The 12,546-nt window shown below is 60.9% G+C and carries 12 protein-coding genes; 6 read left to right on the forward strand and 6 right to left on the reverse strand.

Translation table 11 applies throughout. The features are described 5' to 3' along the window. Nucleotides 1-93 precede the first annotated feature (93 nt). The 4 genes from PSH79_RS23285 to PSH79_RS23300 are packed head-to-tail and all read right to left on the reverse strand — an operon-like array spanning nucleotide 94 to nucleotide 3,640. Nucleotides 94-945 (reverse strand): ChaN family lipoprotein, encoded by an 852-nt coding sequence (locus PSH79_RS23285; protein ID WP_305439816.1) that lies wholly within the window; start codon nucleotides 943-945, stop codon nucleotides 94-96. A 21-nt stretch (nucleotides 946-966) separates the two neighbouring features. Then, a complete protein-coding gene (locus tag PSH79_RS23290) occupies nucleotides 967-1,734 on the reverse strand; it encodes a heme ABC transporter ATP-binding protein (protein WP_305439817.1) in 768 nt (255 codons plus the stop codon). Continuing rightward, complete coding sequence (locus PSH79_RS23295) at nucleotides 1,734-2,717, reverse strand: iron ABC transporter permease (RefSeq protein WP_305444070.1); 984 nt, start codon at nucleotides 2,715-2,717, stop codon at nucleotides 1,734-1,736. The genes PSH79_RS23290 and PSH79_RS23295 overlap by 1 nt, the downstream gene beginning before the upstream one ends. Before the next feature lie 50 nt (nucleotides 2,718-2,767). Further along, nucleotides 2,768-3,640, reverse strand: coding sequence for a hemin ABC transporter substrate-binding protein (locus PSH79_RS23300; protein WP_305439819.1), 873 nt, complete (start codon nucleotides 3,638-3,640; stop codon nucleotides 2,768-2,770). A gap of 163 nt (nucleotides 3,641-3,803) precedes the next feature. Here PSH79_RS23300 and PSH79_RS23305 point away from each other — a divergent pair, with 163 nt between their 5' ends. Then, nucleotides 3,804-4,121 (forward strand): Rieske (2Fe-2S) protein, encoded by a 318-nt coding sequence (locus tag PSH79_RS23305; protein ID WP_305439821.1) that lies wholly within the window; start codon nucleotides 3,804-3,806, stop codon nucleotides 4,119-4,121. On the opposite strand, the gene sfsA is transcribed toward PSH79_RS23305, so the two are convergent. Together sfsA and PSH79_RS23315 are read right to left on the reverse strand one after the other, a co-directional pair. After that, nucleotides 4,118-4,831, reverse strand: a complete 714-nt coding sequence (gene sfsA / locus PSH79_RS23310) for a DNA/RNA nuclease SfsA (protein WP_305439823.1) — start codon at nucleotides 4,829-4,831, stop codon at nucleotides 4,118-4,120. The two genes, PSH79_RS23305 and sfsA, sit on opposite strands and share 4 nt — an antisense overlap. Then, nucleotides 4,831-6,003, reverse strand: coding sequence for a pyridoxal phosphate-dependent aminotransferase (locus PSH79_RS23315; RefSeq protein WP_305439824.1), 1,173 nt, complete (start codon nucleotides 6,001-6,003; stop codon nucleotides 4,831-4,833). Before PSH79_RS23315 ends, sfsA begins: the two co-directional genes overlap by 1 nt. Before the next feature lie 334 nt (nucleotides 6,004-6,337). Between PSH79_RS23315 and dksA the strand changes: the two genes are divergently transcribed. From dksA to PSH79_RS23340, 5 genes are all read left to right on the forward strand, one after another. Further along, a complete protein-coding gene (dksA, locus tag PSH79_RS23320) occupies nucleotides 6,338-6,781 on the forward strand; it encodes an RNA polymerase-binding protein DksA (protein ID WP_305439825.1) in 444 nt (147 codons plus the stop codon). Between the two features lie 205 nt (nucleotides 6,782-6,986). Further along, a complete protein-coding gene (gluQRS, locus tag PSH79_RS23325; RefSeq protein ID WP_305439826.1) occupies nucleotides 6,987-7,883 on the forward strand; it encodes a tRNA glutamyl-Q(34) synthetase GluQRS in 897 nt (298 codons plus the stop codon). A 77-nt stretch (nucleotides 7,884-7,960) separates the two neighbouring features. After that, nucleotides 7,961-8,137, forward strand: coding sequence for a hypothetical protein (locus PSH79_RS23330; protein WP_003176118.1), 177 nt, complete (start codon nucleotides 7,961-7,963; stop codon nucleotides 8,135-8,137). Then, the gene (locus tag PSH79_RS23335) at nucleotides 8,121-11,075 is read left to right on the forward strand and encodes a sensor histidine kinase (protein WP_305439827.1); all 2,955 of its coding nucleotides are present in this window, start codon (nucleotides 8,121-8,123) and stop codon (nucleotides 11,073-11,075) included. Before PSH79_RS23330 ends, PSH79_RS23335 begins: the two co-directional genes overlap by 17 nt. 22 nt (nucleotides 11,076-11,097) lie before the next feature. Further along, nucleotides 11,098-12,534, forward strand: a complete 1,437-nt coding sequence (locus tag PSH79_RS23340) for a sigma-54 dependent transcriptional regulator (protein ID WP_305439829.1) — start codon at nucleotides 11,098-11,100, stop codon at nucleotides 12,532-12,534. Nucleotides 12,535-12,546: the final 12 nt, after the last annotated feature.

Genomic DNA, 12,546 nt, shown 5'->3' on the forward strand with positions numbered 1-12,546 from the left:
CCCTTGGTTCGGACTCTCAGATTATCTCCTCATCAGGCTAATCACGGTTATTTGACCCGGTTTCTACCGGGTCTTTTTTTGCCTGTGGAAAAGTCACTTGCCGAACTGTTTGCGCATTTCTTCGCAGTCATCACGCTTGGGCATGGCCGGGGTGTACCAGACGTAATCGGCCATCGCCGCCGTAACCTCGGCGCCCTGCTCCGCCAGCATCAGCACTGTAGGAGCCTGGGTAGCGCCCAGATCCAAAACATGCAGCGGCACACCGACATCCTTGCGTGCATGCCAGGCACCCGCCAGCAGCAACGACGGTGTGGGCGCAGCCAACAAACGCTCAGCCATGCGCCGATCGCGTTGTTGCTGAACCGCCAGCATCGCCGGCATCTGCGACTCCGGCAGCAGGCCACAGTGGGAATCGCTGATCTGCTCCAGCAAAACAGTTTTCACCGATTGAGCATTGCTGCGCTCACCCCGCAAACCGTATGGATGGCGATAAAAGCTGCGGATTTCGTTGTTCTCCAGATTCGCCGCCATCAGCGGAAACGGCTGTGTGAGGGCGAAGCGAACAATCGGCCCATAGAGACTCCAGTCCCAGCCGTCCTGCCAGGCCAACGCACCGGGGAGGTCGGCAGGCGGAGAAGCCGAACGGCGCAGCGCATCAACCTTCGGCTGCTGATCCGGCGTGAGCATTTCCAGCAACAGGCTGCCCTGCGGCCGCTGTTCGCCAAGAGACCGCAACAGCCATAACTGCGCGGTGTGGTGATCGGTATTGTCATGCTGCTCGCCGATGATCACTCGCTGCGGCTCAGCAAGACGCTTGAGCAGTTGCTGCGCTGTCAGCACCTGACCGCTGTGCATGTCACGAATCTCGCCACTGACCGGCGGTGGCGCGGCAACATGCTGACACCCCGCGAGCAGCAACAGCGCCAACAGCCACATTACTCGCATGCAATCACCTCAATGAGAAAGTCAGCGGGCGATGATCAGCGGATGCCCACGCTCCGGGTGCGGCTGCACCAATACTTCGAGACCGAACACGGCTTTGAGCAGGTCCGGCCGCAACACTTGCTGCGGCGTGTCCAGCGCAACCGGGCGCCCGCCCTCCAGCAGCAACACGCGATCAGAATAACGCGCAGCCAGATTCAGATCATGCAGGATCACCATCACTGCCGCGCCGCGATCGGCAAACTCGCGCACGGCCTGCAAAGTGGTGTGTTGATGCAGTGGATCAAGCATCGAGGTTGGTTCATCCAGCAGCAGCGATTGCCCCGCCTGCCCCGGCCAGAGCTGCGCCAGCACCCGCGCCAGATGCACGCGCTGGCGCTCACCACCCGACAATGCCAGATAGCTGCGCCCACTCAGATGCCCGGCATCCGCGGCCGCCAGTGCTGCGGCGACAATCTCGTCATCGCGTACCCGACCGCTTTGATAAGGCAACCGGCCCATACCGACCACTTCTTCAACGCGAAAGGCGAAATCCAGCGTGGAAACCTGCGGTAACACGGCCAATCGCTGGGCGCGTTGCGTGCCCGTCCACTGCGCCAACGGCTGGCCATCAAGCGAGACTTCGCCTTCACTTGGCGCCAGTTCACCGCATAAGGCACCCAGTAAGGTACTTTTACCGGCGCCGTTCGGCCCCAGCACGCCAAGCACTTCGCCCGGCTCGAGTTGCAGGGTAACCTCGCTGAGCACAGTTTTGCGGCCGCGACGGATATGCAGATTGTGCGCACGCAACATCAGGCACGTCCTCGCAGCAGCAGATAAAGGAAGAACGGCGCGCCGATAAACGCTGTGACGATACCGATCGGTAACTCCGCCGGTGCCAGCGCCAGACGCGCCACCAGGTCGGCCAGCAACAACAGGCTCGCCCCGGCCAGCACTGAGGCCGGCAGCAACACACGATGATCGGGGCCAGCAAGCAAGCGCACCAGATGCGGCACCACCAGCCCGACAAACCCGATCATCCCTGCTGCAGCCACCGCCGCACCGACACCCAACGCGGTACAGAACACCAACTCACGCTTGAGCCGCTCGACATCAATTCCCAAATGTCCGGCCTCCGACTCACCGAGCAACAAGGCATTCAATGCTTTCGCCCGACGCGGCAACCACAGCGCAACGCCGGCGCTGATGATCAACAACGGCCACAACCGCGCGTAACTGGCGCCATTGAGGCTGCCGAGATTCCAGAACGTCAGCGTGCGCAGGGTCGCGTCGTCCGCCAGATAGGTGAACAGCCCGACCGCCGAACCGGCCAGCGCGGTCAGCGCAATCCCCGCCAGCAACATGGTCGCGACATGGGTTTGCCCGTTGTGCCGGCCGAGTCTATAAACCAGCGCCGTCACCCCGAGCCCGCCGAGAAACGCGCACACCGATAACAGATAAGGCCCGAACCACTCCGGTAAACCGCCAAAAAACGAGCCGCCGACAATCGCAATCGCGGCGCCCAACGCCGCGCCACTGGAAACTCCGACCAGCCCCGGATCCGCCAGCGGGTTACGAAAAAGTCCCTGCATCGCCACGCCCGACAAGGCCAGCACGCCGCCAACTGCCAGCCCGAGCAGCGTTCGCGGCAGACGAATCTGCCCGAGAATCAGCTCAGCCTGCTCCAGGCCTTCCGGAGCCAGCGGCACACCGATCAGGCGCAACGCCGCGCGCAGCGTATCGAACAACGGCAAACTGACAGGCCCCAGCGCCAGCGATAACCAGATTGACAGCAGGCACAGGAGTGTCAGGCCGATGAACAGGCCACGGGGTTTGAGCAGTGTGGTCATTGGCCACTCTTGGCTGGGTAGAAACCGTCAGTCAGGGTTTCCAACGCCGCCGGCAGTCGCGGCCCGAGCCCGCCGACCAACAAGGTCGGATCGAGCTCAAGAACACGCCCGTCCTTGGCCGCACGGCTTGAATTGAGAATAGGGTTTTCCTTGAACAGTGCAGTCTTCGCCGCCTCCCCGGTCAACGCCCGGTCGGCGAATACCAGCACTTCAGGATCAAGGTTGGCAAGGGATTCCACGGAGAATGGTTTGTAACCGGTGTGAGTCGCCAGGTTATGCCCGCCCGCCTTTTGCAGCAGCCAGTCGGCGGCGGTGTCCTTGCCGGCGATCAGCGGTTTGCCCCCGGCGTGTCCCAGCAACATAAGAACACCCGGCGATTTGTGTTTGGACTGCGCTTCACTTACCCGCGCTTTCTGCGCGTCGAGTTGCTGTTGATAACGTTGCAGTAACTGAGTGGCCTGCTCTTCAGCACCGAGCAACTGCCCAAGATGAGTGACGTTTTTTTCCAGCGTTGGCAGATCCGGCTGGGCCGAGAACAACTCCACCTGAACCTTGGCCGCCCTCACTTGGGCAATCACGGGGGGCGGACCGACTTCTTCAGTGCCGATGAGGATGTCCGGACGCAGGCTGAGAATGCCCTCGGCGGAAAGGCTGCGCTGATAACCGATGCTCGGCAGCGCTTTCAGAGACGCAGGATGCTGGCTGGTGCTATCGACGCCGACCAGTTTTGATTCGCCGCCCAACGCACTGACCCACTCCGACAGCGCACCGCCGGCACTGACCCAGCGTTGCGGCACGTCGGCTGCTGCCGCCATGTGGCTGGCGAAAAGTCCGACACAGAGCACAGCGACGCGGGTACTCAGGCGCATACACAGCTTCCTTGAACAAGGTTTCCCGGGCGTCCGGATGACAGGCCAAGTATCCTCGGCATCTGGCAGGCGCCTGCAGGTGAAGGCCGCCATTTGATAATTGTTTGCATTTAAACGTCAAGCTCGGACATATCCGGACACGAGCAGACGCTAGAGGATAACCATGAAGTTTCTGTGCGCGGGTGCCGATCTGGCCGAGGCCGGCAGTCGGGGGTTTGAGATCGGCGGGAAAAACCTGTTCGCCGTACGCCGCAACGGTCAGGCGTATGTCTACCTGAATCGCTGCCCGCATCGCGGTGTGCGCCTGGAATGGCACCCCGACCAGTTTCTCGACCCGAGCAACAGCCTGATCCAGTGCGCCACCCACGGCGCACTGTTTCTGATCGAGGACGGCGAGTGCGTTTCCGGGCCCTGCGCCGGGCAAGCGCTGATAGCTATAGGTTGCCGCGAAGATGCACAGGGCCTGTGGGTCGATGTTTAACCGTTGAGCAGTACGTCCAGTCGCCGGTCGATTACCATTTCCTCATGGTTGAGCCGCACACCGTAAGCCAGGACTTCAACGCCACAGGCCACCGCTTCGCGCAAGGCATCGGCGTAGGCCGAATCGATTTCCACCGCAGGACGCACCGCTTCAATCCCGGTGAGGTTCACGCAGTACAACTGCACCGCACGAATCCCGTCCCGCGCCAGATGCGCCAGCTCACGCAGATGCTTGGCGCCACGCTGGGTTACCGCATCGGGAAACGCCGCTACATTCGTGCCATCGAAGCCCAGGGTGACGCTTTTCACTTCGACATAAGCGGGGCCGCTGGGGTATTCGAGGCGAAAGTCGATGCGGCTTTTTTCCTGCCCGTAAGCCACCTCGCGCTTCAACGCGGTGAACCCGTTCAACTCGCTGATGACGCCGGCCTGCAAGGCTTCTTCCACCAGCCCGTTGGCTCGCCCGGTGTTCACACAAAACAATCGACCCTGTGGGGTTTCGCCGATCTCCCAAGTGCCTGGCAACTTGCGTTTCGGGTCATTGGAGCGACTGAACCAGACCTGCCCGCCCTCGACCTGACAGTTGAGCATCGAGCCAGTATTCGGGCAGTGAATCGTCAGTAACTCGCCGCCAACGGTTTCGATATCGGCAAGAAAACGCTTGTAACGTCGAATCAGCCGCGCCTCTTCCAGAGGAGGAAAGAAACGCATCAGCCTTGCCAACTCTTCAAGCCACGCGCAATCCGCTCCACCGCTTCCTGTAAGCGAGGGAGGTTTTGCGTGTAGGCAAAACGCACATGGTGGCTGGCATGATAGCGGCCAAAATCCAGTCCCGGCGTGAACGCAACGTGTTCGGTTTCGAGGAAATGACGACAGAACGCGAAGGCATCGCCGCCGAACTGGCTGATATCTGCATACAAATAGAACGCACCCTCGGGTTCAACGGCGATGTTGAATCCCAACGCACGCAATGCCGGAAGGAGAAAGTCCCGGCGACGTCCGAACTCGGCGCGGCGCTCTTCGAGAATCGCAATGGTGTCCGGCTCGAAACAGGCCAGCGCGGCGTACTGGGCCATGCTCGGCGCGCTGATGTAGAGGTTCTGCGCGAGTTTCTCCAGCTCACTCACCGCCGCATCCGGCGCGACCAGCCAGCCGAGACGCCAACCGGTCATGCCGAAATATTTGGAGAAGCTGTTGAGGACAAAAGCACTGTCATCGACCTCCAGAACACTTGCCGCGTCAGTGCCATAAGTCAGGCCGTGATAGATCTCGTCCACCACCAGATGCCCGTGCCGCGCCTTGATGGCTGTGGATAACCCGGCCAGTTCATCGCGGGTGAGGATCGTCCCGGTCGGATTGGCCGGCGAGGCAACCAATGCACCGACGCTGTCGTGATCCCAATGGCGCTCGACCAGATCAGGGGTCAGTTGATAACGCACGTCCGGCCCTACAGGAACCAACTGCGCCGCGCCTTCGACCAGGCGCAAGAAGTGCCGGTTGCACGGATAGCCCGGGTCTGCCAACAGCCAGTGTTTGCCGGGATCGACCAACAACGCGCTGGCGAGCAACAAGGCGCCGGAGCCGCCCGGAGTGATCAGAATCCGCCGCGGATCGATATTCAGGCCATAGCGCGATTGATAAAACCCGGAAATCGCCTCGCGCAGTTCAGGAATGCCGCGCGCCGCGGTGTAACGGGTCTTGCCCGCGGTCAGCGCCGCTTGCCCGGCACGGATGATCGGCTCGGCCGTGGTGAAGTCCGGCTCGCCGATTTCCAGGTGGATCACGTCGTGACCTTCAGCCTGCAACTCGTTGGCCCGCGCCAGCAGCGCCATCACATGGAACGGTTCGATCGCACGACTGCGCGCACTGTAGGGCTGAGCCATTGGCCTTCCTTCGACGGGAAAAAAGAAACGATTCTACCCATCTGCCGGAACGAGCGAGAACCCGTAGCGGTCACAGCCTCAAGAACTCTGGAATGTAATGACACAAGCGTACCCTCCAGGATTGACTAAAATCAGTGATTGAACAGGTCTCCCACACCGCCAGACACGGCTTGCCAAACATTTGCAAGCGCCACCCGCCGGGGCCTCGACATCCGGGAGTAGCGCAGGCCGAATTGATCTGGTAAGTTCGCCCGCTTGCAGCCGCAGGGCCGGCAGGTGTCGGTGATGGAGCAATCCTGCGCAATGGATTACAAGAGTAGAGGCGGTCCATTTCATGCCCACCCAAGCAAAGCAACAGCAGAATCAGACAATCAGTGGCTTCGAACCCTACGTTCCGAAGGCTGGTGAAGAGTACATGGGCGCCCCGATGCGCGCGCACTTCACCAAGATCCTGAACAAGTGGAAACAGGACTTGATGCAGGAAGTCGACCGTACTGTTGATCACATGAAGGACGAAGCAGCCAACTTCCCTGACCCGGCAGACCGTGCCAGTCAGGAAGAGGAATTCGCCCTCGAACTGCGCGCCCGCGACCGCGAGCGCAAGTTGATCAAGAAGATCGACAAGACGCTGGAGCTGATCCAGGACGAAGAATACGGCTGGTGCGAGTCCTGCGGCATCGAGATCGGCGTCAAACGTCTCGAAGCCCGTCCTACCGCGGATCTGTGCATCGACTGCAAGACCCTGGCGGAAATCAAGGAAAAGCAGGTCGGCAAGTAATCTCGACCTGAACGAAAAACGGAGCGTGCGAACGCTCCGTTTTTGTTTCTGCCTTTTGCCTTTTGCCCTTGCCTTTTGTAGGAGTGAGCCTGCTCGCGATAGCGGTGGGTCGGTCAATATCGGTGTTGAATGTCACACCGCTATCGCGAGCAGGCTCACTCCTACAGGTTGACCTGCGTATAGCCTGAAAAGTAGTTTCGTCTCCATGACTGCCAAAACATCCCCCGCCTACATCGGCCGCTTCGCCCCAACCCCCAGTGGCCACTTGCACTTCGGTTCGCTGGTTGCCGCCCTCGCCTCTTATCTTGATGCACGTTCGGTTGGCGGACGTTGGCTGGTGCGCATGGAAGATCTCGATCCGCCCCGTGAAGAACCCGGTGCGCAAGCGGCGATCCTCAAGGCGCTGGAAAGTTACGGTTTCGAATGGGACGGCGAGATGGTGCGCCAAAGTGATCGGCACGACGCGTATGCCGAAGTGCTCAATAGCCTGTTCAATCATGGCCTGGCCTACGCGTGCACCTGCTCGCGCAAACAGCTGGAGCCCTATGACGGGATTTATCCAGGGCTGTGCCGCAATGCCGGCCACGACCAGCAGGACGCGGCAATCCGCCTGCGCGTGCCGGAACTCGAATACCACTTCATCGATCGGGTGCAGGGCGAATACCGACAGCATCTGGGCCGTGATGTCGGCGACTTCGTGATTCGCCGTCGCGACGGCCTCTATGCCTATCAATTGGCCGTGGTGCTCGACGATGCCTGGCAAGGCATTACCGACATCGTGCGCGGCGCCGACCTGCTCGACTCCACGCCACGCCAGCTCTATCTGCAAGAACTGTTGGGCCTGCGTCAGCCGCGTTATCTGCACCTGCCTTTGATCACCCAGCCGGACGGCAACAAGCTCGGCAAGTCCTACCGCTCGCCGCCGCTGGAAGCCGACCAAGCCACGCCGTTGCTGCTGCGGGCCTTGCGCGCACTGGGGCAAAACCCCGGCGCCGAACTGGCACATGCGACACCACAGGAATTGCTCAACTGGGGCAGCACCCACTGGGATGCAACGAAGATCCCGCGCACACTGACCCTGCCCGAAGCGCAACTGCGATGACGACACTTGCAGTCGCGCCGCCATCCGTTACCATCGCCGCACGTTTTCGGGCACGCGCATAAAAAAGAGAGGCCGGGATGTACATCTATCGCTTGGTCCTGCTTTTGGTCGTGGGGATCTATCTGTTTTCTCCCGCCATCATGGATTGGTGGATCGACGCTACGGGCGCCTGGTATCGCCCCTATCTGCTCTGGCTGATCCTGATTGTCGTGACCTTCATCCTGCAGAGCCAAAAAGATGCCGATGAGCTTTAGCCTGACCCAGATGATTCTGGTCAGCGCCGCCTACCTGGCGGTGCTGTTCGGTGTAGCCTGGATCAGCGAACGGGGCATGATCCCCCGGGCGATCATTCGCCACCCGTTGACTTACACCCTGTCGCTGGGGGTCTATGCCAGTGCCTGGGCGTTCTACGGCACGGTGGGCCTGGCCTATCAGTACGGTTACGGCTTTCTTTCGAGTTATCTCGGCGTATCCGGCGCGTTTCTGCTGGCGCCGGTGTTGCTCTATCCGATTCTGAAAATTACCCGCACCTATCAACTGTCGTCGCTGGCGGATCTGTTCGCCTTCCGATTTCGCAGTACCTGGGCCGGGGCACTGACCACGATTTTCATGCTGATCGGCGTATTGCCGTTGCTGGCATTGCAGATTCAGGCCGTGGCCGACTCCATCGGCATTCTCACGGGCGAGCCGATTCAGAGTCGCGTGGCGTTGGCGTTCTGTGCGCTGATCATTTTGTTCACGATTTTCTTTGGCTCGCGCCACATCGCCACCCGCGAGAAACACGAAGGGCTGGTGTTCGCGATTGCCTTTGAGTCGGTGATCAAACTGATCGCCCTCGGCGGCGTTGGCCTGTACGCCCTCTATGGCGTGTTCGACGGCCCGCAACAGCTGGAACTCTGGCTGCTGCAAAACCAGACCGCCCTCGCCGCATTGCACACGCCGTTGCAGGAAGGCCCGTGGCGCACGCTGCTGCTGGTGTTCTTCGCCTCGGCGATCGTGATGCCGCACATGTATCACATGACCTTTACCGAGAACCTCAACCCGCGCTCACTGGTGAGTGCCAGTTGGGGCCTGCCGCTGTTCCTGTTGTTGATGAGTCTGGCGGTGCCGCTGATCCTGTGGGCCGGCCTCAAGCTGGGCGCCACCACCGACCCGGAATACTTCACCCTCGGCATCGGCATTGCCGCCAACAGCAAGCCTTTGGCATTGCTCGCCTACGTTGGCGGCCTGTCAGCGGCCAGCGGGCTGATCATCGTCACCACCCTGGCGTTGTCGGGCATGGCCCTGAACCACCTGGTGCTGCCGCTTTATCAGCCACCGGCCGAAGGCAACATCTACCGCTGGCTGAAATGGACGCGCCGGGCGCTGATCGTCGCGATCATCATGGCCGGTTTCTGCTTCTATCTGCTGCTCGGCGCCGGACAGGATCTGGCCAATCTCGGCATCGTTGCCTTCGTCGCGACGCTGCAATTCCTGCCGGGCGTGCTGTCGGTGCTGTACTGGCCGACCGCCAACCGTCGTGGCTTCATTGCCGGTCTGCTGGCCGGAATTCTGGTCTGGGTGATCACCATGCTGTTGCCGCTGGTCGGCAATCTGCAGGGTTTCTACATTCCGCTGCTGAACATGATTTACGTGCTGGACGACACCAGTTGGCACATGGCTGCCATCGCGTCACTGGCCGCCAACGTATTGATGTTCACCCTGATCTCGCTGTTTACCAACGCCAGTCCCGAAGAAGCCAGCGCCGCCGAAGCCTGCGCTGTGGATAACGTGCGCCGCCCGCAACGCCGAGAACTGCACGCCGCCTCGCCTCAGGAGTTCGCCACGCAGTTGGCCAAACCACTGGGTGCCAAGGCTGCGCAGAAAGAAGTCGAGCAAGCGCTGCGAGACCTTTATCTGCCGTTCGACGAACGCCGCCCTTATGCCTTGCGCCGTCTGCGTGACCGCATCGAAGCCAACCTTTCCGGCCTGATGGGCCCGAGCGTGGCTCAGGACATGGTCGAAACCTTCCTGCCGTACAAGGCCGGCGGCGAAAACTATGTCACCGAAGACATTCATTTCATCGAAAGCCGCCTCGAGGATTACCACTCGCGCCTCACAGGTTTAGCCGCTGAACTCGACGCCCTGCGCCGCTACCACCGCCAGACCTTGCAGGAACTGCCGATGGGTGTTTGCTCGCTGGCCAAGGATCAAGAGATCCTGATGTGGAACAAGGCCATGGAGGAGCTGACCGGGATCGCCGCGCAGCGCGTGGTCGGCTCTCGTTTGAGTACCATCGGCGAGCCGTGGAAAGAATTGCTGCAAGGCTTCATCAACTTGCCTGACGAGCATTTGCACAAACAGCACCTGGCGCTCGATGGCCAGACCCGCTGGCTGAACCTGCACAAAGCCGCGATTGATGAACCGCTGGCGCCGGGTAACAGCGGCCTGGTGTTACTGGTGGAAGATCTGACCGAAACCCAGATGCTCGAAGACAAACTGGTGCACTCCGAACGCCTGGCGAGCATCGGTCGCCTGGCAGCGGGTGTGGCTCACGAAATCGGCAACCCGATCACCGGCATCGCCTGTCTGGCGCAGAACCTGCGCGAAGAGCGCGAAGAAGACGACGAACTGACCGAGATCAGCGGGCAGATTCTCGAACAGACCAAACGCGTGTCCCGCATCGTTCAGTCGCTGATGAGTTTTGCCCACGCCGGCAGCCATCAGCACAGCGACGAGCCCGTTTGTCTGGCGGAAGTGGCCCAGGATGCCATCGGCCTGCTGGCCCTGAACCGACGCAACTTCGAAGTGCAGTTCTACAACCTGTGCGACCCGGATCACTGGGTCGAAGGCGACCCCCAGCGGCTCGCCCAGGTATTGATCAATCTGCTCTCCAACGCCCGTGATGCCTCGCCTGCGGGCAGTGCGGTGCGGGTCAAGAGTGAAGCCGGCGAACACACGGTCGATCTGATCGTCGAAGACGAAGGCAGCGGTATTCCGAAGAACATCATGGACCGATTGTTCGAACCCTTCTTCACCACAAAGGATCCTGGCGAAGGCACCGGTCTGGGCCTTGCACTGGTCTATTCCATCGTTGAAGAGCATTATGGACAAATCACCATCGACAGCCCGGCTGATGTACAAAGCCAACGCGGCACCCGTATCCGGGTGACCTTACCGCGTCATGTCGAAGCGACGTCCGCTGTGAACTGAGACCGTCGAGAGTATCGAATCAATGCCGCACATTTTGATCGTCGAAGACGAAACAATTATCCGCTCCGCCTTGCGCCGCCTGCTGGAACGCAACCAGTACCAGGTCAGCGAAGCCGGTTCAGTGCAGGAAGCACAAGAACGCTTCACCATTCCTACGTTCGATCTGATCGTCAGCGATCTGCGCCTGCCGGGTGCGCCGGGTACCGAGCTGATCAAGCTTGGTCAGGGCACGCCGGTGCTGATCATGACCAGTTACGCCAGCCTGCGCTCGGCGGTCGACTCGATGAAGATGGGCGCGGTGGACTACATCGCCAAGCCTTTCGACCACGATGAAATGCTTCAGGCCGTCGCGCGGATCCTTCGTGACCGTCAATCGGCGCCAGCTGCAGGCGAAGTTGTTACCGGTAAAACCGCCAATGGCAGCGGCAAAGCCGCCGTCGACAACAGCAACGGCGAAATCGGCATTATCGGTTCCTGCCCGCCAATGCAGGATCTGTACAGCAAGATCCGCAAAGTCGCGCCGACCGACTCCAATGTCCTGATTCAGGGCGAGTCCGGCACCGGTAAAGAGCTGGTTGCCCGCGCCCTGCACAACCTGTCGAAACGCGCCAAGGCGCCGATGATCTCGGTGAACTGCGCGGCCATCCCGGAAAGCCTGATCGAATCCGAACTGTTCGGCCACGAGAAAGGCGCGTTCACTGGCGCCAGCGCCGGGCGTGCCGGTCTGGTGGAAGCGGCGGACGGCGGCACGTTGTTCCTCGACGAAATCGGCGAATTGCCGCTGGAAGCCCAGGCCCGTCTGCTACGGGTGTTGCAGGAAGGCGAGATTCGCCGGGTTGGCTCCGTTCAGTCGCAAAAGGTCGATGTGCGTTTGATCGCCGCGACCCACCGCGATCTGAAGAGCCTGGCGAAAATCGGCCAGTTCCGCGAAGACCTTTATTACCGTCTTCACGTGATCGCGTTGAAGCTGCCGGCCCTGCGCGAGCGTGGCGCCGACGTCAACGAAATCGCGACGGCCTTCCTCGCCCGCCAGAGTGCGCGCATCAACCGTACCGACCTGAAATTTGCCGCGGATGCCGAACAGGCGATCCGTCACTATTCCTGGCCGGGTAACGTGCGAGAGCTGGAGAACGCTGTCGAGCGTGCGGTGATTCTGAGCGAGAGCCCGGAAATTTCCGCCGACCTGCTGGGCATCGATATCGAGCTGAGCGATCTGGAAGACGACGAGTTCATCGGTCTGCCGCCACAGACGGCGGGTAACACCAGCAACAGCAGCCATGAACCGACCGAAGATCTGTCGCTGGAAGACTACTTCCAGCACTTCGTGCTTGAGCACCAGGATCACATGACCGAGACCGAACTGGCGCGCAAACTGGGCGTCAGCCGTAAATGCCTGTGGGAACGCCGTCAGCGCCTGGGCATCCCACGGCGCAAGACCGGGGTCGCCAGCGAGAGCTGAACGTTACCTGTC

The organism is Pseudomonas sp. FP2196 (assembly GCF_030687715.1).
Taxonomy (GTDB): domain Bacteria; phylum Pseudomonadota; class Gammaproteobacteria; order Pseudomonadales; family Pseudomonadaceae; genus Aquipseudomonas.

Coding starts and splice junctions, on each gene's coding strand:
- PSH79_RS23285 (WP_305439816.1), bottom strand. CDS start 945: ATGCGAGTAATGTGGCTGTTGGCGCTGTTGCTGCTCGCGGGGTGTCAG.
- PSH79_RS23290 (WP_305439817.1), bottom strand. CDS start 1,734: ATGTTGCGTGCGCACAATCTGCATATCCGTCGCGGCCGCAAAACTGTG.
- PSH79_RS23300 (WP_305439819.1), bottom strand. CDS start 3,640: ATGCGCCTGAGTACCCGCGTCGCTGTGCTCTGTGTCGGACTTTTCGCC.
- PSH79_RS23305 (WP_305439821.1), top strand. CDS start 3,804: ATGAAGTTTCTGTGCGCGGGTGCCGATCTGGCCGAGGCCGGCAGTCGG.
- sfsA (WP_305439823.1), bottom strand. CDS start 4,831: ATGCGTTTCTTTCCTCCTCTGGAAGAGGCGCGGCTGATTCGACGTTAC.
- PSH79_RS23315 (WP_305439824.1), bottom strand. CDS start 6,003: ATGGCTCAGCCCTACAGTGCGCGCAGTCGTGCGATCGAACCGTTCCAT.
- dksA (WP_305439825.1), top strand. CDS start 6,338: ATGCCCACCCAAGCAAAGCAACAGCAGAATCAGACAATCAGTGGCTTC.
- gluQRS (WP_305439826.1), top strand. CDS start 6,987: ATGACTGCCAAAACATCCCCCGCCTACATCGGCCGCTTCGCCCCAACC.
- PSH79_RS23330 (WP_003176118.1), top strand. CDS start 7,961: ATGTACATCTATCGCTTGGTCCTGCTTTTGGTCGTGGGGATCTATCTG.
- PSH79_RS23335 (WP_305439827.1), top strand. CDS start 8,121: ATGCCGATGAGCTTTAGCCTGACCCAGATGATTCTGGTCAGCGCCGCC.
- PSH79_RS23340 (WP_305439829.1), top strand. CDS start 11,098: ATGCCGCACATTTTGATCGTCGAAGACGAAACAATTATCCGCTCCGCC.